Source organism: Streptomyces paludis (genome assembly GCF_003344965.1).
Classification (GTDB): Bacteria; Actinomycetota; Actinomycetes; order Streptomycetales; family Streptomycetaceae; genus Streptomyces; species Streptomyces paludis.
This window is the reverse complement of the sequence record NZ_CP031194.1, coordinates 1,732,541-1,751,836: the sequence shown is the minus strand read 5'-3', so window position 1 is coordinate 1,751,836 and position 19,296 is coordinate 1,732,541. Positions and strand designations below refer to the sequence as shown.

Sequence of the window (19,296 nt, the reverse complement as noted above, 5' to 3'; positions counted from 1 at the left end):
GTGCGCCCGTACCACGCGCGAGGTGGTGTGAATCACCTGATCCGACGGGTGCGGCGAGGCTACCTGCCGGTAGATTCGGTGCGGTGTACGAGAACTTGTTCTAGCTCGACGGCAGCGGTTACGCTCCGTTGAACAACCTGAGAGCACAGTGAAAGCAGCGAGAAGGGGACCGCGAGTGACCGCTGAGGCTGTTGAAGCGGGCACCGGGTCAGGGTCCCGGAACGACGAGGACGACCGCGACGCCGAGGCAGGCGACCCCGAGGCGGACGACTCCACGGGCGGTGAGAGGCCCCTCCGTATCGCTCTCCTCAGCTACAAAGGGAACCCGTTCTGCGGCGGCCAGGGCGTCTACGTCCGCCACCTCTCCCGCGAACTCGCCCGCCTGGGCCACCACGTCGAGGTCATCGGCGCCCAGCCCTACCCCGTACTGGACGAGGGCGTACGCCTCACCGAGCTGCCCAGCCTCGACCTCTACCGCCAGCCCGATCCCTTCCGCACCCCGAAGGCCGCCGAGTTCCGTGACTGGATCGACGCCCTCGAAGTCTCCACCATGTGGACCGGCGGCTTCCCCGAACCGCTCACCTTCTCCCTCCGCGCCCGGCGCCATCTCGCTGCCCGCGCGGGCGAGTTCGATGTCATCCACGACAACCAGACGCTCGGTTACGGACTGCTCGGCGACCTCGGCGCGCCCCTGGTCACCACCATCCACCACCCGATAACCGTCGACCGGCGGCTGGATCTCGACGCCGCGCCCACCTGGAGCAAGAAGGCGTCCGTCCGGCGCTGGTACGGCTTCACCCGGATGCAGAAGCGCGTGGCGCGCCGGCTGCCGTCCGTCCTGACCGTCTCCGGCTCCTCGAAGCAGGAGATCACCGAGCACCTCGGGGTGCCGGCCGGCCGTATCGACGTCGTCCACATCGGCGCGGACACCGAGCTGTTCTCGCCGGATCCGGCCGTGCCCGAGACCCCCGGCCGGATCGTCACGACCTCCAGCGCGGACGTCCCGCTGAAGGGCCTGATCCATCTGGTCGAGGCCCTTGCCAAGCTCCGTACGGAACACCCCGCCGCCCATCTCGTCGTCGTCGGCCGACGCGCCGAGGACGGGCCGGTCGCGCGGGCCATCGAGCGGTACGGGCTGGCGGACGCCGTCGAGTTCGTCAAGGGGATCTCCGACGCCGAACTCGTCGACCTGGTGCGCGGCGCGCAGATCGCGTGCGTACCGTCCCTGTACGAGGGGTTCTCGCTGCCCGCCGCCGAGGCGATGGCCACCGGCACCCCGCTCGTGGCCACCACCGGCGGCGCCATCCCGGAGGTCGCGGGCCCGGACGGCGAGACCTGTCTTGCCGTACCGCCGGGTGACGCGGGCGCGCTGGCCGCCGCCCTCGGCCGGCTGCTCGACGACCCGGAGCTGCGCACCCGGCTGGGCGCGGCGGGGCGTGCGCGGGTGCTGGCCCGCTTCACCTGGGCCGGCGCGGCGCGGCAGACCGCCGAGCGGTACCGGGAGGCGATCGCGGCGGCGGAGCGGCGGGGCCGCCGGGCCGGTGCGGTGGCCGGCGGCGCGGGCTGATGCCGTACGCGTCGTTCCTCCTGCCTCTGTCTCCTCTCCACCTCTCTCCACCCATCAGCTCCTCTCCACCCCTCTCCCTCCTCGACCGCGAAAGCAGGACGACCCAGTGCTGACCGTGGACTTCACCCGCTTCCCGCTCGCCGCGGGCGACCGCGTGCTCGATCTGGGGTGCGGCGCGGGCCGGCACGCCTTCGAGTGCTACCGGCGCGGTGCCCAGGTCGTGGCCCTCGACCGGAACGGCGAGGAGATCCGCGAAGTGGCCAAGTGGTTCGCCGCGATGAAGGCGGAGGGCGAGGCCCCGGCGGGCGCCACCGCCACCGCGATGGAGGGCGACGCGCTCCATCTGCCCTTCCCCGACGCGTCCTTCGACGTCGTGATCATCTCCGAGGTCATGGAGCACATCCCGGACGACAAGGGCGTGCTCGCCGAGATGGTCCGCGTCCTGCGGCCCGGCGGCCGGATCGCGGTCACCGTACCGAGGTACGGCCCCGAGAAGGTCTGCTGGGCGCTCTCCGACGCGTACCACGAGGTCGAGGGCGGCCATATCCGTATCTACAAGGCCGATGAACTCCTCCGCCGGATGCGGGAGGCCGGACTCAAGCCGTACGGCACCCACCACGCGCACGCGCTGCACTCCCCGTACTGGTGGCTGAAGTGCGCCTTCGGCGTCGACAACGACAAGGCGCTGCCCGTCCGCGCGTACCACAAGCTGCTCGTCTGGGACATCATGAAGAAGCCCCTCGCGACCCGGTTCACCGAGCAGCTCCTCAACCCCGTCGTGGGCAAGAGCTTCGTGGCGTACGCGACGAAGCCGCACCTGCCGGTGGCCGCCAAGTGACCTTGCCCCGACGCGGCCCCGACGCCACGGAACACCTGGTCCTGCCCGGTGTGCTCACCGCCGAGGAGGCGGCGGGAACGGTGGCGGCCGTCCTGGCCCTCCAGCGGCCCGACGGCTCGATACCGTGGTTCCACGGCCACCACCTCGACCCCTGGGACCACACCGAGGCGGCCATGGCGCTGGACGCCGCGGGCGAGGACGGGGCGGCGGCGCGCGCGTACGAGTGGCTGGCGCGGAACCAGAACGAGGACGGGTCCTGGTACGCGGCGTACGCCGACAGCGGCAGCGGCGGCGCTGGCGACGGTGCTTTTACCAGCACCGCCGTACCGACCGACGCGGCGCGCGAGACCAACTTCTGCGCGTACGTGGCCGTCGGCGTCTGGCACCACTATCTCGCCACCGGGGACGACGGCTTTCTCGACCGGATGTGGCCCGTCGTGCACGCCGCGATCGAGTTCGTCCTCGAACTCCAGCAGCCCGGCGGCCAGATCGGCTGGAAGCGCGAGGCCGACGGCACCCCCGTCGAGGACGCCCTGCTGACCGGCTGCTCCTCCGTGTACCAGGCGCTGCGCTGCGCCCTGGCGATCGCCGAGGAGCGCGAGGAGCCGCAGCCGGACTGGGAGCTGGCGGCCGGCGCGCTCGCGCACGCCATCACCCACCACCCCGAGCGGTTCCTCGACAAGAGCCACTACTCGATGGACTGGTACTACCCCGTGCTCGGCGGCGCACTGACCGGGGAGCGGGCCACGGCCCGGATCGCGGAGGGCTGGGACCGCTTCGTCGTACCGGGGCTCGGGGTGCGCTGCGTACTGCCGAACCCGTGGGTCACAGGCGGCGAGAGCTGTGAACTCGCCCTGACGCTCTGGGTGATGGGCCAGTCCGACCGGGCGCTGGAGGTCCTCCAGTCCATCCAGCATCTGCGCGCCGAGGACGGGCTGTACTGGACGGGGTTCGTCTTCGAGGGGAACATCGCGTTCTGGCCGGACGAGCGCACCAGCTGGACGGCGGGCTCGCTGCTGCTGGCCGTCGCCGCGCTGGGGGGCGACGAGGCGACCACCGCGGTGTTCGGCGGCGAGCGCCTGCCGCTGGGCCTGGAACCGGACTGCGACTGCTGACCGGGGCGCGCTGCGACTGCTGACCGGGGCGCGGTCGGCAGGGCGCGCTGACCTGTCCTCGGTGACCTGGGGCCGCCACCCGAACGGACCAGCCCGCATGGCGGCGGGACCGGGCCGCGGTGAGGCTTACAGGCAGTCTGCCAGGGAGGTTTCCCATGTCCGACACACCGCGCACCGAGACCCCGCACATACCGGGGACCGAGACCCCGCACATACGCAGCAGGCCGCCCCACGTGACGCTCCGGCGTGCCGTGCTGGCGGTCATGCTGTCCTGCGCGCTGCTGTTCACTTCGGCGGCGTGCGGCAGCGGTAGCAAGAACGCCGCCGGCACATCCGGCCAGGCGCAGGAGCTCCAGCAGCTTCAGGAGGTCCAGGACGCCGCCGACCTCATGGCGGCGGACCCCACCCCCACCTCCACCTTCGAGAAGCGGAAGTTCGCCAAGACCCGCTTCGTGGCCGACGCCGCGCTCGCGGCCGGCGCCGCGTACCAGTGGATCATCAAGCCCTACAAGAAGGGCAAGTTCAAGAAGGACGCCAAGGGCCGCAAGCTCGCCCTGGTCAAGGCGGGCCTCGCGGGCGCCTTCACGTACAACCGCCTCAAGGCGGCCACCAAGAACGCCAAGGGCGACCCGCTCCTCTCCAAGGCGCTGGCCCCTCTCACCGCCGGCATCGACTCGCTCAAGGGCCTCGGCACGAAGCTCCGCAAGGGCGACGCGAGCAGCAGCGACGTCGGCAGCTTCAACGACATCATCAACAAGGTCAAGGACGCGGGCAGCAGCGCGGGCGCACCGGTGAAGGACAAGGTGCCCTCGCTCTCCCAGCTCAACAAGGGCTGACCTCCCCCACAGAACGCGTCGGCCTCCAAGAGCTGTGAGCAGGCTCTTGGAGGCCGACGTCATGTGCGGTTGCGGCACGGGCTGTTCAGCCTCGCTGTATGCCCGAGGTGTCCTGGAGGACGCCGCGGCGGCCGTCCTGGGTCTGGGCGATCAGCGCGGCGCCGCGCTGTTCCACCGCGAGGTACCACGTACCCGGGGCGAGTTCGGCGATGGGCGACGGGGAGCCGTCCTCGCCGAACAGCGGGCGGGCCACCGGGACGGCGAACCAGAACGGCGCGAAGTCGCCCGCCGGGGCGGCGGCGTCCGCCTGGGCCGCCGGCTGGCCGGACTGCGCGCCGCCGAAGGGCGACGGCTGGCCGCCGGCCGGCTGTCCCGCGCCCGCACCGGCGCCGGCCTGCGCGCCGTACGGCTGGGGCTGGCCCTGCGCGCCGAAGGTCTGCTGGCCGCCCGGGTAGCCGTACCCCGGACCGGCCGGTCCGCCCGGCTGGGCGCCGTACGGCTGCGGGGCGGCCGGCTTCGGCGCGCCGATCAGCGCGACCTTCAGCGGCGGCAGCAGCGGCGTCGCCACCGCGGCGCCCGCGAGCACCGCGGCACCCAGGAAGCCGAGGATCTGACCGCTGCCCGCCTTGCCGTCACCGAGCAGGTACCAGAGCGCCGTCCACGCGGCGAAGATCGCCAGCGCCGTGCCGAGCTGACCGAGGTCGAGCCCCGCGAACTTCCGCGGCTGCGGCAGCGCGCGAGCGGTCACGATCAGCGCCGCCGCGATGACCCCGGCCAGATGGATGCTCATCACCACACCCAGCAGGTCCCATGCCTTCACACCATTGGTGTAGGACGAGTCGTAGAAATTGAGGAACGAGGCGATGAACAGCAACACCGCTGCTCCGATCACCACGCCGTCGCCTCTAGTGAGGGAGCGGATGTTCACGTGAAAAGTCCTTCGGTCAGTCGTCTCGTCGGGGCGGTCGTCGCTGCCGCTGCTGGGCCCTTTCCGTACGGGACCCAGGCGGTGCACGGTGCGAAGCTCGGGGGCGGCTCCCTATCGTACGGATGAATGTAACGCCTGTCCGATGGGGGCGTCTGCCCGGTATCACGCCTGGTTATCCGGCCGTTACTCGGGTCACACCTGTCCCGTGCCTGTCCCGCGCCCGTCCCGTACCTGCCTCGTACCTGCCCCGTACCTGTCCGAAGGCTGTCCTGCCGCTGTCCGTGGGCTGTGCGCGTAAGTGCCCTGCGGGCCTTCTTCCGGCCGGTTTACGCGGTCACTTCTTCAGGAAACCGCTGATGCCGCTTGCCAGGCCCCGCGCCGCTTTCTGCCGCCATTCCGCGTTGGTAAGGAGAGCGGCGTCCTTCGAATCGCGCATGTTGCCGCATTCGATGAACACCTTCGGAACGGTCGAAAGATTCAGGCCGCCGAGATCCGAGCGGACATCCAAACCGGTTCCACCGCCGAGGTAGTTGGCGGGCGCGCTGCCGGTCTCGCGCGCGAAATTCCCCACGATACGTTCACCAAGTTCACGCGAGGGCCCCACGATTGCGGAAGTATCCGCCCCACCGCCTTTGACCAGGGCGGGGAGAATCACATGGAATCCGCGATTCCCGGCCGCGGAACCGTCCGCGTGCACGGAGAGGACGGCGTCCGCCTTCGCGTTGTTGCCGATACGGGCCCGCTCGTCGATGCAGGGGCCGAAGGGGCGGTCATTGTCGTATGTGAGGGTGACCGTCGCGCCCTCCGCCACCAGCAGATCGCGCAGCCGGTGGGTGACGTCGAGGGTGAACTCGGCTTCCTGGTAACCGGCGTTGGTGGAGGTGCCGGTGGTGTCGCATTCCTTGGTGGTGGTCCCGATGTCGACCTTTTTGTTGATCTCGGCGGTGTGTTCGCGATTGCGCGGATTGTGGCCGGGATCGAGGACGACGACCTTGCCCGCGAGCGGTCCGGTGGGAGCGGTGGGCGCGGTGGAAGTGTCGGGTGTGGCGGGAGGGCTCGTGGGTGCCGTCGGGTCGCCGCCACCGGGGAGGTCGTCGGCCGGGGACTGTGGGGGCGTCGGCACGGCGGGGGAGACCGCCGCCCTCGCCGTCGGGGGTCCGCCGTCGTTCTCCCCGGCGCCGCTCACCCCCTGCCACACGAGCGCTCCGGCCAGCGCGGTCGGCACCAGCGCGGCGACCGTGACGGTGAGGCGGTTCCGGCCGAAGCGGCTGCGGACGGGCTGCGGACTCTCGTCGTACGACACCGTCGCGATGGTAGTGGGCCGGGTCAGATTCCCGCCGACACACGGCGCAGGACGCGCAGCGAGTCACTCGCCGAGACCTCCGCGAAGGCACCGGACGCCAGGGCCCGGCGGTACACGCGGTACGGCGCCTGCCCGCCGTCCGCCGGGTCGGGGAACACATCGTGGATCACCAGCAGCCCGCCCTCGGCCAGCCGCGGCGCCCAGCCCTCGTAATCCCCGCTCGCGTGCTCGTCGGTGTGACCGCCGTCGATGAAGACGAGCCCGAGCCCGCCGCCCCACACCCGCGCGACCTGCGGCGACCGGCCGACGACCGCGATCACGTGGTCTTCGAGCCCGGCCCGCAGCAGGGTGCGGCGGAAGGCCGGCAGCGTGTCCATCAGACCGCTCTCGGGGTCGACCAGCGTCGGATCGTGGTACTCCCAGCCGGCCTGCTGCTCCTCGCTGCCGCGATGGTGGTCCACGGTGACCGCGACCGTCCCCGCCTCCCGCGCGGCGGCGGCCAGCAGCAGCGTGGAGCGCCCGCAGTACGTGCCGACCTCCAGCAGCGGCAGCCCGAGCGCCCCCGCCTCGACGGCCGCGCCGTACAGGGCGAGCCCCTCGTGCACGGGCATGAACCCCTTGGCGGCCTCGAAGGCGGCGAGGACGTCGGCGGCGGGACCGGCGGGCATAGGTGACTCCTGGCGGGGTACGGGGCGTGGCGGACGCGGGCACGTTCGTACGGCGTACGGTGTGCGGGCCTACCCGCTGGTACGGGACGGGCCCGCCCATGCTGCCGTACGTCCCGCGTGGCGCGGGCGCCGGGGTGTTTCCGCCTGCGTCAGCCCGCGACCGTACCGCTGCTGCTGCTGCTGCCGCCGCTGCTGCTGTTGCTGTGCTCCCGCGTCTGCGGCGCGTCCAGCTCCGGCAGCGTCAGATCCACCTCGACCGGCACCCCGTCGCCCGCGTACCGCGCCGGGCACGCGTGTGGCGCGTGGCCGGTCGCCGAGCCCGCCAGTACGTACGCGCCGGCGCTCGGGGGCAGCAGCGCGAAGCGGCCGTCCTCGTCGGCGGTGGTGAGACCGGCCTGCCGGCCCCGGTGGTCGATCAGGGTGACGTTCGCGCGCGCGACCGGCGCACCGTCCGCGTCCCGTACCCGCCCGTGGAACCCGCCCGACCCGGCGATCAGCGTCCGCGACGGCCCGGGGTCGGGTACGGGGATGGTGGCGGCGGTCGCGGTTCCGGAGACACCCGCACCCGCATCGGCGCTCGTGTTCGCCGTGCGACGCGACGGCAAGAACGCCGCCAGGACCAGACCGATGGCTACCGCGCCCGCCGCGATTCCGAACGAGATCCGGAAGCCGTGCAGGGACGGCATCGCCACCCCGCCCGACACGATGGAGGTGTGCGCCAGCACCATGCCGATGACCGCGCTCGACACCGAGGTGCCGATCGACCGCATCAGTGTGTTCAGCCCGTTGGCCGCGCCCGTCTCCGACGGGTCGACCGCGCCGATGATCAGCGCGGGCAGCGAGGAGTACGCGAGACCGATGCCCGCGCCCACGATCACCGAGACGAGGACCGTCTGCCAGACCTCGCTCATCAGACCGAGACCGGCCCCGTACCCGATGCCGATGATCAGCATCCCGAGCATCAGCGAGAACTTGGGGCCGTAACGGGCCGCGATCCGCGCGTAGATGGGGGCGGTGAACATCATCGTCAGCCCGAGCGGCGCCACGCACAGCCCCGCCACCACCATGGACCGGCCGAGGCCGTAGCCCGTGGACTCGGGGAGCTGGAGCAGCTGCGGCAGGACGAGCGAGATCGCGTAGAAGGCGACACCGACCATGATCGAGGCGAGGTTGGTGAGCAGCACCTCGCGCCGGGCGGTGGTGCGCAGATTGACCAGCGGGGCGGCGCTGCGCAGCTCCATCAGGCCCCACAGCAGCAGGATGACCACGGCGAGCGTGAACAGCCCGAGCGTGGTGGGCGAGGACCAGCCCCAGTCGCCGCCCTTGGTGATGGGCAGGAGCAGGGCGACCAGCCCGGCGGAGAGACCGAGCGCGCCGGCCCAGTCGAAGGTCCCGGCGGCCCGTACGGACGACTCGGGCACGAGGAAGTAGGTGAGCGCCATCGCCAGCACACCGAGTGCGGCGGCGCCGAAGAACAGCGCGTGCCAGTCGGTGTTCTGGGCGATCAGCCCGGCGACGGGCAGCGCGAGCCCGCCGCCCACGCCGATGGACGAACTCATCAGCGCCATCGCGGAGCCGAGCTTCTCGCGCGGCAGCTCGTCGCGCATGATGCCGATGCCGAGGGGTATCGCGCCCATGGCGAAGCCCTGGAGCGCCCTGCCGATGATCATGATGATCAGGTTGTCGGTGAATCCGCAGATAATCGACCCGACCACCATGACGGCGAGGCTGGCGAGCAGCAGCCGCCGCTTGCCGAAGAGATCGCCGAGCCGCCCCATGATCGGGGTGGCGACGGCGCCGGCGAGCAGGGTCGCGGTCATGACCCAGGTGGCGTTCGCGGGCGCCGTGTGGAGCAGGGCCGGCAGGTCCTTGATGACGGGCACGAGCAGGGTCTGCATCACGGCGACGGTGATGCCCGCGAAGGCGAGTACGGGGACGATGGCCCCGGCGGCGCGGCTCCGCGGATCCGGGGGCAGCGTCCCGGGGAGCTGATCGGTCGTCGTCTGCGGCATTACGTGCGGCCTCCGGGTGGGGCGAGTGGGGATGCGGGGATGCGGGGATGGGTGGGGTGGTCGGGGTGGCGGGGGCCGACGCGAATTCGTTGCCCTATGAAACCATCTGGCTCAACCCGCTGCCGAGCCGAGCTATTCCGCTCGTTCTCCTGTTTCCGTCATTGTCAGACCCACGCGCTACGTTGCTGGCATGACGGAATTCGTGATGGTGGCGGGGGCGTGGCTCGGTGCGTGGGCGTGGGACGAGGTGGTGCCGGAGCTGCGCGCGGCCGGGCACGGCGCGCACGCGCTGACGCTGTCCGGCCTGGCCGAGAAGAGGGACGCGCCTGCCGGGCAGCGTACGCACGTCCAGGACATCGTGGACGAGGTGGTACGGCGCGATCTGCGCGATGTCGTGCTGGTCGGGCACAGCTACGCGGGCATCCCGGTCGGCCAGGCGGCCGAGCGCATCGGGGACCGGCTGGCCCGGGTCGTCTTCGTCGACTCCAACGTCCCGGCCGACGGCGAGTCGTTCGCCTCCGCGTGGTGGCAGGGGCCCGGTGTGCTGGAGCCCGTCATAGCCGCGAACGGCGGCTTCTGGGCACCCCTGCCCGCCGCCGACTTCGCCGGCCAGGGGCTCAGCGACGAGCAGATAGCCCGCATCGTGGCCGGCGCGACCCCGCACCCCGGCGCCGCCCTCACCGAACCGGCCGTGCTGACCGGCTCGCTCGGCGCGCTCCCCGCGACGTACGTGAAGTGCCTGCTCGACGGCCCGGATCCGACGGACGACGTGGCAAAACTGCTGACGGGCGAGCGCTGGCGGCTGGTCGAACTGGACACCGGGCACTGGCCGATGTTCTCCCGGCCGCGCGAGCTGGCGGGAATCCTGCTCGCGGCGGCGGAGTCGGCGGAGTCCTGAGAGCGGGGGCTGCGAGGCGGTCCCGTACGGCCGGTTCGGTCGGTTCGGCCGGTACGGCTGGTACGGCGGGTTCGGTCAGCCGGAGCTACTCCGCGAGATCGGCGACGGTCGCGCTGTCCACGGCCGTGTTCAGCGCGTCCCGCTCGCGTTCCGCGGCGGCGGCCAGCGCCGGATCGATCACGGTCTCGCCGGTCAGCACCCGGCGGATCGCCCCGGCCAGCTCCGCCACCGGCCCGTCCTTCACCAGGAAACCGGCCGCCCCCGCCTCCGTCGCCCGCCGCAGATACCCGGACCGTCCGGACGTCGTCAGGATCAGCACCCGGCAGTCGGGCACCTCGGTACGGAGCAGCGCCGCCGCGTCCAGCCCGCTCAGCCCCGGCAGTTCGACATCCAGCAGCGCCACGTCCGGCCGCGCCACCAGCGCCGCGTCGACGATCATGTCCCCCTGACCCACTTGGGCGACGACCTCGATGTCCGGCTCCATCCCGAGCAGATGGGCGAGCGCGCCGTGCGCCGTCCGCCGGTCCTCGGCGAGCAGCACCCGCACACACTTCGCCGGCCTGTGGTCCCGCGGCATCTCCGTCACGGATCCAGCGTAGGCAGGGGTGGGGCGGCGGACGAGGCGAGAGACCCACGCGGCGAGAGACGGATACGGCGAGAGGCCGCCACGACGTTGCCTTGCCCGCCGTGACGGCCTCTCCTGTCCGGTATCCGGGGGTCCCGGTATCTCGTCAGGCCGCGTTGTCGCGGTCCCCCGGGCGGCGGTGGCGACCGTGGACGGGGGACGCGGAGTCCTCCGTCGGTGCCGCGCCACCTCGGTGTTTTCCGTGGCTGTCGACGTCGCCCCGGTCCGTGGCCACCGCTCCCTGCGGATGGCTCTGGGTCGTGTCGGTTCGGGTTTCGGACATGTGGGAAGTCACTCCGTCGTCATCGCTGCGTGCTGTCTTGCTGTTCTGCTGTGGCGCGGGGCCCGGCCTTCCCCGTACCGCCCGACAGCGGCACGGGCACCGTCCACTTCGCACGTACTGACGGAACGAGCAGGTCAGTACGGTTGTGGGGCCCCGACCGGGATTCTAGGGCCTGTCGGCGCTGTCCAGGCGGCCGGTGAGTGGAGCCTGCTGCAAGGGCACCGGCCTGCACATCACAGGAGTGTGTGCGGCGGCGTCCGGTTCCCGATCCGGGTCATGTGATCGTCCGGCTCCCGATTCCGCGGCCCCGGGTGCGTAAGGCGTCTGCGTCGGCAATCGCGTCGGGTCCGGCTCGTACTCGTGCTCGGGTTCGGGCCGCGGGACCACCGTCGCCATCCCGCACGGCACCGCCTCCGTCGCGTACGGCAGCCGCAGCACACCGTCCCGGGTCCACAGCCCGGACCCCGCCAGCCACCCCTGGGGCGCGGGCAGTTGCGCCAGCCGCCGGTCGGCGGGCCGCCACACGCCCAGCCAGCTGCCCGCCGCGCCGTCGATCCGCAGCGCCACCGCGCAGCTCTCCGGCATCAGCACCTGCCCCGGCTGTACGGCGAAGGGCGTCACCGCGCAGTCCGCGGGCCGCAGGCACTCGGGGAACCGCACCGGCCGCAGGCTGCCCAGCACGCCCCAGCCCAGCCGGTCGTGGCCCGGCGCGTCCGAGCGGATCAGCAGCAGTCCGCTGTCGGCGTCCGCGAGCAGCAGCCGGTCGTTGCTCTCGTCGGTGATCTGGAGGAGCGGCGTCACCTCGCCGCCGCGTTCCAGATCCACGGCGACGGCCTTGACCACGCCGTCCCGCTCCCGGTCGAGGGCCAGCATCCGGCCTGTACGGTCCAGCCAGACGCCGCCGGAGCAGCGGCCCGGCACCTCGGCGATCCACTCGGGCCCGAACGCGCCGCCCGCCACCAGCCAGAGCGTGGTGGACCGTTCGCCGACGACCAGGGCGTACGCGCACCGGCCGTCGGGCGAGGGCGGCAGTATCGTCAGCGACCGGCACTCGACGGCCCCCATGGGGACCTGCCCCGTGCCCGGCCCCGTCGGGTAGAGCAGCGAGAAGTCGTTGCGGTCCGCCACCCGCCGGCTGATCAGCACCCGCCCGTCGGCCAGCGGCAGCACCTCGGTCTCGGGCTCCTCGGGCTGGTCGAGGGGGAGCGATACGGCGTAGGGCTCGGGCCCGCCGAGGGTCCACCGCTCCGGGTACCACGCGTCACCGTTCCCGGGAAGGCCGTATCCCGGGGTGCCCGGGGCAACGGGGATGCCCGGGCTGGCCGGGTTGCCCAGGGTGAGCCGGGCGGCATAGGCACCGTCCGCCGTGATCGCGAACTCCGTAGCACAGGCCGTCATCGGTCTGTCACCTCCGGCGACGAAGCTAGTTTTCGTACTCGCTGCCGAACAACAAGTGACACCCCTCTTCACACATAAGGGTGGTTGGTGCGGGATTCGCCTGAAAGTGCGGGGCGGCTGTGCTTCCTGGGGCGGGGAAGCGTGGAAGGGAGACCGGCCGGAGGGCTGAGAAGGAGGCCCGGCAAGAAGGTGAACGGAAGGCCGGGCAACAACCGGGCAACAAGGCGAACGGGAGGCCGGCAAGAAGGCCGGGAGGACACCGACCGGGCGCCGCACGGGGGCAGGTAGCCTTTGTGGCGTGCCCCCTGTCCCTTCCCCCGTCCCGTCCCCGGTCCCGTCCGCGCCCCGGCTGTCCGAAGTCCTCGCCGCGCTCGACGCCCTCTGGCCCCCCGAGCGGGCCGAACAGTGGGATGCCGTCGGTACGGTCTGCGGCGACCCCGACGCCCCGGTGAACCGCGTCCTGTTCGCCGTCGACCCTGTCCAGGACATCGCCGAAGAGGCCGTGCGGCTCGGCGCCCAGCTGATCGTCACCCACCATCCGCTCTATCTGCGCGGTACGACGACGGTCGCGGCCGGCACGTTCAAGGGCCGTGTCGTGCACACGCTCATCAAGAACGACATCGCGCTGCACGTCGCGCACACCAACGCCGACTCCGCCGACCCCGGTGTCTCCGACGCCCTCGCGGGCGCCCTCGACCTGCGGATCCTCGGCCCCCTCGTACCGGATCCGACCGATCCGGCCGGACGGCGTGGCCTCGGCCGGATCTGCGAACTCGACCACCCGGCCACCCTCCGCGACTTCGCCGCCCGTGTCGCGCACCGGCTGCCGGCCACCGCGCAGGGCGTGCGGATCGCCGGCGACCCGGACGCCCTGGTCCGTACGGTCGCGGTCAGCGGCGGCTCGGGCGACAGCCTCTTCGACCGGGTACGGGCGGCGGGCGTGGACGCGTTCGTCACCGCCGACCTGCGCCACCACCCGGTCTCCGAGGCCACCCAGCACTCCCCGCTGGGGCTGATCGACGCCGCGCACTGGGCCACCGAGTGGCCCTGGTGCGAGCAGGCCGCCGCCCAGCTCGACGAGGTCTCCGACCGGCACGGCTGGGACCTGCGGGTCCATGTGTCCAAGACGGTCACCGACCCGTGGTCGGCGCACCAGGCTTCGACGGTCCCGTACGCTCCGTCCGCCACGTACTCCACGGCAGACGCGCCTTCGTCTTCGTCCTCATCCTCTCCCTCATCCTCCTCAGGAGCCCCCAACTGAACGCCGCGCCCGCCGACCAGATCCGACTTCTCGACGTCCAGGCCCTCGACGTACGGCTGTCGCAGCTCGACCACAAGCGCACCTCGCTGCCCGAGCACGCCGAGATCGAGTCCCTCACCAAGGACCTCGCCCAGCTGCGCGACCTGCTGGTCGCCGCGCAGACCGAGGAGAGCGACACCGCACGCGAGCAGATCAAGGCCGAGCAGGACGTCGACCAGGTCCGTCAGCGCGCCGTGCGCGACCAGCAGCGGCTGGACTCCGGCGCGGTCAGCTCGCCCAAGGACCTGGAGAACCTCCAGCGCGAGATCGTCTCCCTCGCCAAGCGCCAGGGCGACCTGGAGGACGTCGTCCTCGAAGTCATGGAGCGCCGCGAGTCCGCGCAGGAGCGGGTGGCCGAGCTGACGGAACGTGTCTCCGCGGTCCAGGCCAAGACGGACGACGCGGTGGCGCGCCGCGACACCGCCGTCGCGGGCTTCGACGGCGAGAGCGCGACGGTCACCAAGGAGCGCGGGCTCGTCGCCGATTCCGTACCGGCCGACCTGCTCAAGCTGTACGAGAAGCTGCGCGTCAAGGAAGGCGGTGTGGGCGCCGCCCGGCTGTACCAGCGCCGTTGCGAGGGCTGCCGGCTGGAGCTGAACGTCACCGAGCTGAACGACGTCAGGTCCGCCGCGCGCGACGCGGTCCTGCGGTGCGAGAACTGCCACCGCATCCTGGTCCGTACCGCCGACTCGGGTCTGTGAGCGGATGCCGATGCCCACGTCCCAGCCCACGTTCGTGGTCGAGGCCGACGGCGGCTCCCGGGGCAACCCGGGACCGGCGGGTTACGGTGCGGTCGTCCTCGACCCGGTGACGGGTGAACCGCTGGCCGAGGCCGCCGAGTACATCGGTGTCGCCACGAACAACGTCGCCGAGTACAAGGGCCTGATCGCCGGCCTCAAGGCCGCGCGGGCGCTGGACCCGGCGGCGCCGGTCCATGTCCGGATGGACTCCAAGCTCGTGGTCGAGCAGATGTCCGGGCGCTGGAAGATCAAGCACCCGGACATGAAGCCGCTGGCGGCGGAGGCCGCCCGGATCCTCCCGGCGAGCCAGGTCACGTACGAGTGGATCCCGCGCGAGAAGAACAAGCACGCGGACCGGCTGGCCAACGAGGCGATGGACGCGGGCAAGCGCGGCAAGCAGTGGCAGCCGTCGTCGTCCACGGCGGCGCTGGACGCGAGCGCGGCGCGCTCGGCGGCTGCCGCGGCTGCGGCCGGCCCGCCCGGCGACGCGACGGCCGGCGCGGCGAGGGCGCGGGCGGCGCTGGCGGGCGGTCGCGCGCCGGTGACGTCGACGCTGACGGCGACCACGGCAGCCACGGCAGCCACGACGGGTGTGGGCGGCACGGAGACGGAGTCGGCCGGCTGGGGCTCGTCCGCCGACCTCGGCGCGCCGACCACCTTCGTCCTGCTGCGGCACGGCGAGACGGCCCTGACCCCCTCGAAGCGCTTCTCGGGCAGCGGCGGCACGGACCCCGAGCTGTCGGAGATCGGCCGCAGGCAGGCCGATGCCGTCGCCGCGTCGCTGGCCGCGCGCGGCACCATCCAGGACATCGTCTCGTCACCGCTGCGGCGCTGCCGCGAGACGGCCGGGGCGGTCGCGGCGCGGCTCGGCCTGGAGGTGACGGTCGAGGAAGGGCTCCGGGAGACGCACTTCGGCGCCTGGGAGGGCATGTCCTTCGCCGAGGTACGCGAGCGCTACCCCGACGACCTGACCGCCTGGCTCGCCTCGACCGATGTGGCACCGACCGGCGGCGGCGAGAGCTTCGCGACCGTCGGCCGCCGGGTCTCGGCGGCCCGCGACCGGCTGCTGGAGCGCTACCGGGGCCGTACGGTGCTGCTGGTCACGCATGTCACCCCGGTGAAGGAGCTGGTACGGCTGGCACTGGGCGCGCCGCAGGAGTCGCTGTTCCGGATGGAACTGTCGGCGGCGTCGCTGTCGGTGGTGGCGTACTACGCGGACGGCAACGCGTCGCTGAGGCTGCTGAACGAGACGTCACAACTGCGCTGAGCGGTCAAGCGGGTTGGTGGGCGGGCACCCGCCCACCAACCCACTTGAATACGGCACGGGCTAGCGACTTGAATACGGCACCGGCTAGCGACGCAGAGCGGAAGCCTCACGCGCGAGCGCCTCGACCCGAGCCCAGTCCTTGGCCGCCAGCGCGTCCGGGGGCAGCATCCACGTACCGCCGACGCAGCCCACGTTCGGGAGCGCCAGATAGGCCGGGGCCTTCGCGGCGGTGATGCCGCCCGTGGGGCAGAAACGGGCCTGGGGGAGCGGTCCGGACACCGACTTGAGATAGGCCGGGCCGCCCGCCGCCTCCGCGGGGAAGAACTTCATCTCGGTCACCCCGTTCTCCAGCAGCGCCACGACCTCGGAGACCGTCGACACCCCGGGCAGGAACGGTACGCCGGAGTCGCGCATCGCGCTCAGCAGCGCCTCCGTCCACCCCGGGCTGACCAGAAACCGCGCCCCGGCCGCCACCGAGTCGGCCACGGCCCCGGGCGTCACCACGGTCCCGGCCCCGACCACCGCGCCCGGCACCTCGGCGGCAATAACCCGAATCGCCTCCAGCGCCGCCGCCGTCCGCAACGTCACCTCGATAGCGGGCAACCCACCGGCCACAAGCGCACGCGCGAGCGGAACGGCATCAGCCACGTCATCAATCACAACAACGGGCACAACAGGCGCAAGGCCCAGCACAGAGGTCATGCCCAACATCCTGCCCCGCCCGCTCATGCTCCGCAACGAACGTTGCGGAGGACGCAAAGCGGCTGGTCGGGGGCGGGTGGGTGGCGGAGGTTGTTGGGCGCGGGGCCGCCCCTCCAGCTGTGAGTGTCGCGTCTCCGGTGGAGGAGTAAAGGGCGCTCCTAAAGTCGCGTCGGCTGCGCCGACTCCGCTGCGCTCCGCCCTTGACACCTCCCCCGGAGCCGCAAGTGCAGGTGCGGGAGGGGCGGCCGGGGGGAAGGGGGGCCCAGGAGGTGGCGCCGTACTGCCACTCGGCTCAGGGGCTGACAGCCCGGTGGGCCCTGCGGGGCTGCGCGGAAGGGAAATGGGGCTGCGCGGCGAGCCTCAGCGGCTAACGGCCGCAGGTTGGCCAGGACATGCCCGGAAGGCGGACGGGTTCGCCGGACACCCCACCCGCATGTCCCATATGGGGCGGTTTGGTGAGAGGTTGAGGGCCTCCTCGGACGGCACATGTGTCCTCAGGTGCGTTAGCGGCATTCCTGGACGCATGGGCGGCCTTCAGGGACCCACTTGCCGCCACCCACGCCCCGGCAACCCCACCACCCACACAACGGCGCCCAGCGGGGCATGTGTCTGAGGAACAGACGGCCGTCAGCCGCCGAGACCAGCCGGGCAGCCCCATTCCTCTGCCGCGCAGCCCCGCAGGGCCCACCGGCCCGCCGGACCCTAAACCGGCCGAGAGGACAGCGGACCCCTTGGGTCCCCTTCCCCCGGCCGCCCCCCCTCTTCCGTACACGCGCCGGAAGGGGAGGTGTCAAGGGTGGAGCGAAGCGTAATCGGCGTAGCCGACGCGACGGAGGAGCGCCCTTTACACCTCCCCTGGAGGCGCGACACTGGCGAAAGGAGGGGCGGCCCAGCGCCAGCACCTCGCTCCCGTAAGCAGCCCCCCCGCTCCACCCCCAACTACACGCAGATGAAGCGTTCGTTCTCTGTCTCCCCTCCCCTCCCGCGTCAGTGGATCTCCCGTACCACCACGTCCAGCGCCCACGGTCGGTCCGGCTGCCCGGCCGCAGGGGGCTTCGGTTCGACCGTGTAGCCCAAGTCCCTTACGGTCTCGACCAGTTCGGCCGGCGTTTTTGGGCGGGCGCCGGAGGTCAGCAGGTCTCGTACCAGGCGGCCCTTTGTCGCTTTGTTGAAGTGGCTGACCACGGACCGCTTCTCCGCGCCCGTCGCCGGATCGACGCGGGCGTGGAGTACCCGTACGGTCGCCGTGCGGCCTGCGAGTGCGGCCGTCGGCTTCCAGGCCGTCGCGTACGCGGCGGAGCGCAGGTCCAGCACCATCCCGTCGCCCGCCGCTTCCGGCAGTGCCGACCGCATCGGGGTGCGCCAGTGTGTGCCCAGTGCGCCGATGCCCGGGAGCTTGATGCCCATTGAGCAGCGGTAGGACGGGATGCGGTCGTTCACCCGTACCGCGCCCCACAGCCCCGAGAAGACCAGCAGCGAGGCGTTCGCGCGGCGGCGGGCGGCGGGGTCGAGGGTGGCGAGGCCGAGGGCGTCGTACAGGACGCCGGTGTAGATCTCGCCTGCCGTACGGGTGCCGGCCGTACGCAGCTCCGCGTTCTTGGCGACCTCGCCGCGCAGGCCCTCGCTCAGCCCGAGCACCTGGCGCGCCTTCTCCTCGTCGGCGGCGCACAGCTCCACCAGCTCGTCCAGCACGGCGGCCCGCGCCCCGGCCAGCCCCGGCAGGGAGAGGGACTCCGGCTTCAGCGGAGTTCCCCGTCCGGAGGGGGCCTTGCCTTCGGACGGCGGCAGCAGGACGAGCACGGTGCTTCTCCTCGGACGGTGCGGGGGCGTATCCGTGCCAGCGTAGTCAGGAGCCGGGGGCCCGGGGTGATCAGGCGCCCCGGGCGGCTGAGGCGTTCCCGCCCGCGGCCGCCGGGTAACATGGCACGCACGGCAGACGAGCCGGGCGGACGGCCGCGTCAAGATCTTCGATCTTGCCGAGGAACGTCCGGGCTCCACACGGCAGGGTGGTGGGTAACGCCCACCCGGGGTGACCCGCGGGACAGTGCCACAGAAAACAGACCGCCGGGGATTTCGGTCCCCGGTAAGGGTGAAACGGTGGTGTAAGAGACCACCAGTGCCCAGGGTGACCTGGGCAGCTAGGTAAACCCCACCCGGAGCAAGGTCAAGAGGGAACGCTACGGCGCTCCTGCGCGGACGTTCGAGGGCTGCCCGCCCGAGTCCGCGGGTAGACCGCACGAGGCCGGCGGCAACGCCGGTCCTAGATGGATGGCCGCCTCCCCGGCCGCCGCGAGGCGACCGGGAGACAGAACCCGGCGTACAGCCCGACTCGTCTGCCGCCATCTGCGGTTTTCCTCAGAAAGGGCCTCTGACCTGCGTCGGAGGCCCTTTCTGATCTTTCAGTGGCTTACTGTCTTAGGCGACGAAAAGTCCCTCGGAAGTCCCTCCGGCAGAGCTGAAAGTCCCTGAAAAGCCCCAGGGGTGGAGGTGTCTGGGGTGCCGTTGACCAAGGGGTTCGAGGCGGCTTGAGGCCGATTTGTCGGCACAGAGATCCTGCCACGCGGCTGTGAGTTGCCCCGCGAGGGTGCCCGCGGATTCGACCCCTGTCCTCTGGGCTCATCGCGTCGTCAGGTGGTCAACGGCGTCTGGCCCTCCAGCCTCGTGGGCGGCTGATGTGGTGCGGTTGAGCTGGGCGGTAGTGTTGCGGCGCTATTGCTCTCCGATACGGAAAGTTACTTACTGTGACTGTTGCTGTGGCCTCGTCGACGTCCGACTTCTACTGCCATCAGGCCATCCCCGGGCTTGTGCCGATCAAG

16 protein-coding genes, 1 other RNA gene and 1 pseudogene are annotated in these 19,296 nt (G+C 71.9%); 9 read left to right on the top strand and 9 right to left on the bottom strand.

Translation table 11 applies throughout. From position 1 onward, the window contains the following. The first annotated feature begins 175 nt into the window (after positions 1 to 175). From DVK44_RS07640 to DVK44_RS07625, 4 genes are all read left to right on the top strand, one after another. Positions 176 to 1,567: a glycosyltransferase family 4 protein gene (locus DVK44_RS07640; RefSeq protein WP_114658956.1), complete on the top strand. Its 1,392-nt coding sequence runs from the start codon at positions 176 to 178 to the stop codon at positions 1,565 to 1,567. Between the two features lie 106 nt (positions 1,568 to 1,673). Then, complete coding sequence (locus DVK44_RS07635; RefSeq protein WP_114658955.1) at positions 1,674 to 2,405, top strand: class I SAM-dependent methyltransferase; 732 nt, start codon at positions 1,674 to 1,676, stop codon at positions 2,403 to 2,405. A gap of 2 nt (positions 2,406 to 2,407) precedes the next feature. Beyond that, positions 2,408 to 3,520 carry a prenyltransferase gene (locus DVK44_RS07630; RefSeq protein WP_408055391.1) on the top strand — a complete coding sequence of 371 codons (1,113 nt, stop codon included), beginning with the start codon at positions 2,408 to 2,410 and terminating at the stop codon, positions 3,518 to 3,520. Positions 3,521 to 3,783: 263 nt separating this feature from the next. Further along, entirely contained in the window at positions 3,784 to 4,356 is a 573-nt protein-coding gene (locus tag DVK44_RS07625; protein WP_114664977.1) for a hypothetical protein, read from the top strand. Positions 4,357 to 4,441: 85 nt separating this feature from the next. On the opposite strand, the gene DVK44_RS07620 is transcribed toward DVK44_RS07625, so the two are convergent. The 4 genes from DVK44_RS07620 to DVK44_RS07605 all read right to left on the bottom strand — a co-directional run bounded on the left by DVK44_RS07620 (position 4,442) and on the right by DVK44_RS07605 (position 9,267). Continuing rightward, complete coding sequence (locus tag DVK44_RS07620; protein WP_114658953.1) at positions 4,442 to 5,284, bottom strand: hypothetical protein; 843 nt, start codon at positions 5,282 to 5,284, stop codon at positions 4,442 to 4,444. A gap of 334 nt (positions 5,285 to 5,618) precedes the next feature. Next, complete coding sequence (locus DVK44_RS07615; protein WP_228447029.1) at positions 5,619 to 6,587, bottom strand: N-acetylmuramoyl-L-alanine amidase; 969 nt, start codon at positions 6,585 to 6,587, stop codon at positions 5,619 to 5,621. A 23-nt stretch (positions 6,588 to 6,610) separates the two neighbouring features. After that, positions 6,611 to 7,255: a class I SAM-dependent methyltransferase gene (locus DVK44_RS07610; protein ID WP_114658951.1), complete on the bottom strand. Its 645-nt coding sequence runs from the start codon at positions 7,253 to 7,255 to the stop codon at positions 6,611 to 6,613. Positions 7,256 to 7,404: 149 nt separating this feature from the next. Then, on the bottom strand, positions 7,405 to 9,267 hold the full coding sequence (locus DVK44_RS07605; protein ID WP_114658950.1) for an MFS transporter: 1,863 nt from the start codon (positions 9,265 to 9,267) through the stop codon (positions 7,405 to 7,407). Between the two features lie 190 nt (positions 9,268 to 9,457). Between DVK44_RS07605 and DVK44_RS07600 the strand changes: the two genes are divergently transcribed. Further along, positions 9,458 to 10,165 (top strand): alpha/beta fold hydrolase, encoded by a 708-nt coding sequence (locus DVK44_RS07600; RefSeq protein ID WP_114658949.1) that lies wholly within the window; start codon positions 9,458 to 9,460, stop codon positions 10,163 to 10,165. A 91-nt stretch (positions 10,166 to 10,256) separates the two neighbouring features. On the opposite strand, the pseudogene DVK44_RS07595 reads toward DVK44_RS07600, so the two are convergent. The 3 genes and pseudogenes from DVK44_RS07595 to DVK44_RS07590 form a co-directional block, all read right to left on the bottom strand. Next, a pseudogene (locus DVK44_RS07595) lies at positions 10,257 to 10,742 on the bottom strand (response regulator); the annotation flags it as partial. A gap of 154 nt (positions 10,743 to 10,896) precedes the next feature. Beyond that, on the bottom strand, positions 10,897 to 11,073 hold the full coding sequence (locus DVK44_RS36685; protein WP_181957423.1) for a hypothetical protein: 177 nt from the start codon (positions 11,071 to 11,073) through the stop codon (positions 10,897 to 10,899). A 165-nt stretch (positions 11,074 to 11,238) separates the two neighbouring features. Beyond that, complete coding sequence (locus DVK44_RS07590) at positions 11,239 to 12,471, bottom strand: hypothetical protein (RefSeq protein WP_114658947.1); 1,233 nt, start codon at positions 12,469 to 12,471, stop codon at positions 11,239 to 11,241. A 298-nt stretch (positions 12,472 to 12,769) separates the two neighbouring features. On the opposite strand from DVK44_RS07590, the gene DVK44_RS07585 reads away from it, so the two are divergent. Genes DVK44_RS07585 through DVK44_RS07575 form a run of 3 tightly spaced genes read left to right on the top strand, consistent with a single transcriptional unit; the run spans position 12,770 to position 15,778 of the window. Continuing rightward, positions 12,770 to 13,732 carry a Nif3-like dinuclear metal center hexameric protein gene (locus DVK44_RS07585; protein ID WP_114658946.1) on the top strand — a complete coding sequence of 321 codons (963 nt, stop codon included), beginning with the start codon at positions 12,770 to 12,772 and terminating at the stop codon, positions 13,730 to 13,732. Next, the gene (locus tag DVK44_RS07580; protein ID WP_181957619.1) at positions 13,729 to 14,472 is read left to right on the top strand and encodes a zinc ribbon domain-containing protein; all 744 of its coding nucleotides are present in this window, start codon (positions 13,729 to 13,731) and stop codon (positions 14,470 to 14,472) included. The genes DVK44_RS07585 and DVK44_RS07580 overlap by 4 nt, the downstream gene beginning before the upstream one ends. A gap of 4 nt (positions 14,473 to 14,476) precedes the next feature. Further along, positions 14,477 to 15,778, top strand: coding sequence for a bifunctional RNase H/acid phosphatase (locus DVK44_RS07575; protein WP_408055299.1), 1,302 nt, complete (start codon positions 14,477 to 14,479; stop codon positions 15,776 to 15,778). 84 nt (positions 15,779 to 15,862) lie between these two features. Here the strand turns inward: DVK44_RS07575 and eda are convergent, their stop codons facing one another. Next, positions 15,863 to 16,480, bottom strand: a complete 618-nt coding sequence (eda, locus tag DVK44_RS07570; RefSeq protein ID WP_114664975.1) for a bifunctional 4-hydroxy-2-oxoglutarate aldolase/2-dehydro-3-deoxy-phosphogluconate aldolase — start codon at positions 16,478 to 16,480, stop codon at positions 15,863 to 15,865. 987 nt (positions 16,481 to 17,467) lie between these two features. After that, positions 17,468 to 18,280: a peroxide stress protein YaaA gene (gene yaaA / locus DVK44_RS07565; protein WP_114658944.1), complete on the bottom strand. Its 813-nt coding sequence runs from the start codon at positions 18,278 to 18,280 to the stop codon at positions 17,468 to 17,470. A gap of 137 nt (positions 18,281 to 18,417) precedes the next feature. Between yaaA and rnpB the strand changes: the two genes are divergently transcribed. Continuing rightward, positions 18,418 to 18,816: RNase P RNA component class A (rnpB, locus tag DVK44_RS07560), an RNA gene on the top strand. The last annotated feature ends 480 nt before the right edge of the window (positions 18,817 to 19,296 follow it).

Excerpts from the sequence above, each read along its gene's own strand:
- DVK44_RS07625 (WP_114664977.1), top strand. The coding sequence starts at position 3,784 with ATGCTGTCCTGCGCGCTGCTGTTCACTTCGGCGGCGTGCGGCAGCGGT.
- DVK44_RS07610 (WP_114658951.1), bottom strand. The coding sequence starts at position 7,255 with ATGCCCGCCGGTCCCGCCGCCGACGTCCTCGCCGCCTTCGAGGCCGCC.
- DVK44_RS07605 (WP_114658950.1), bottom strand. The coding sequence starts at position 9,267 with ATGCCGCAGACGACGACCGATCAGCTCCCCGGGACGCTGCCCCCGGAT.
- DVK44_RS07600 (WP_114658949.1), top strand. The coding sequence starts at position 9,458 with ATGACGGAATTCGTGATGGTGGCGGGGGCGTGGCTCGGTGCGTGGGCG.
- DVK44_RS36685 (WP_181957423.1), bottom strand. The coding sequence starts at position 11,073 with ATGTCCGAAACCCGAACCGACACGACCCAGAGCCATCCGCAGGGAGCG.
- DVK44_RS07590 (WP_114658947.1), bottom strand. The coding sequence starts at position 12,471 with ATGACGGCCTGTGCTACGGAGTTCGCGATCACGGCGGACGGTGCCTAT.
- DVK44_RS07575 (WP_408055299.1), top strand. The coding sequence starts at position 14,477 with ATGCCGATGCCCACGTCCCAGCCCACGTTCGTGGTCGAGGCCGACGGC.
- eda (WP_114664975.1), bottom strand. The coding sequence starts at position 16,480 with ATGACCTCTGTGCTGGGCCTTGCGCCTGTTGTGCCCGTTGTTGTGATT.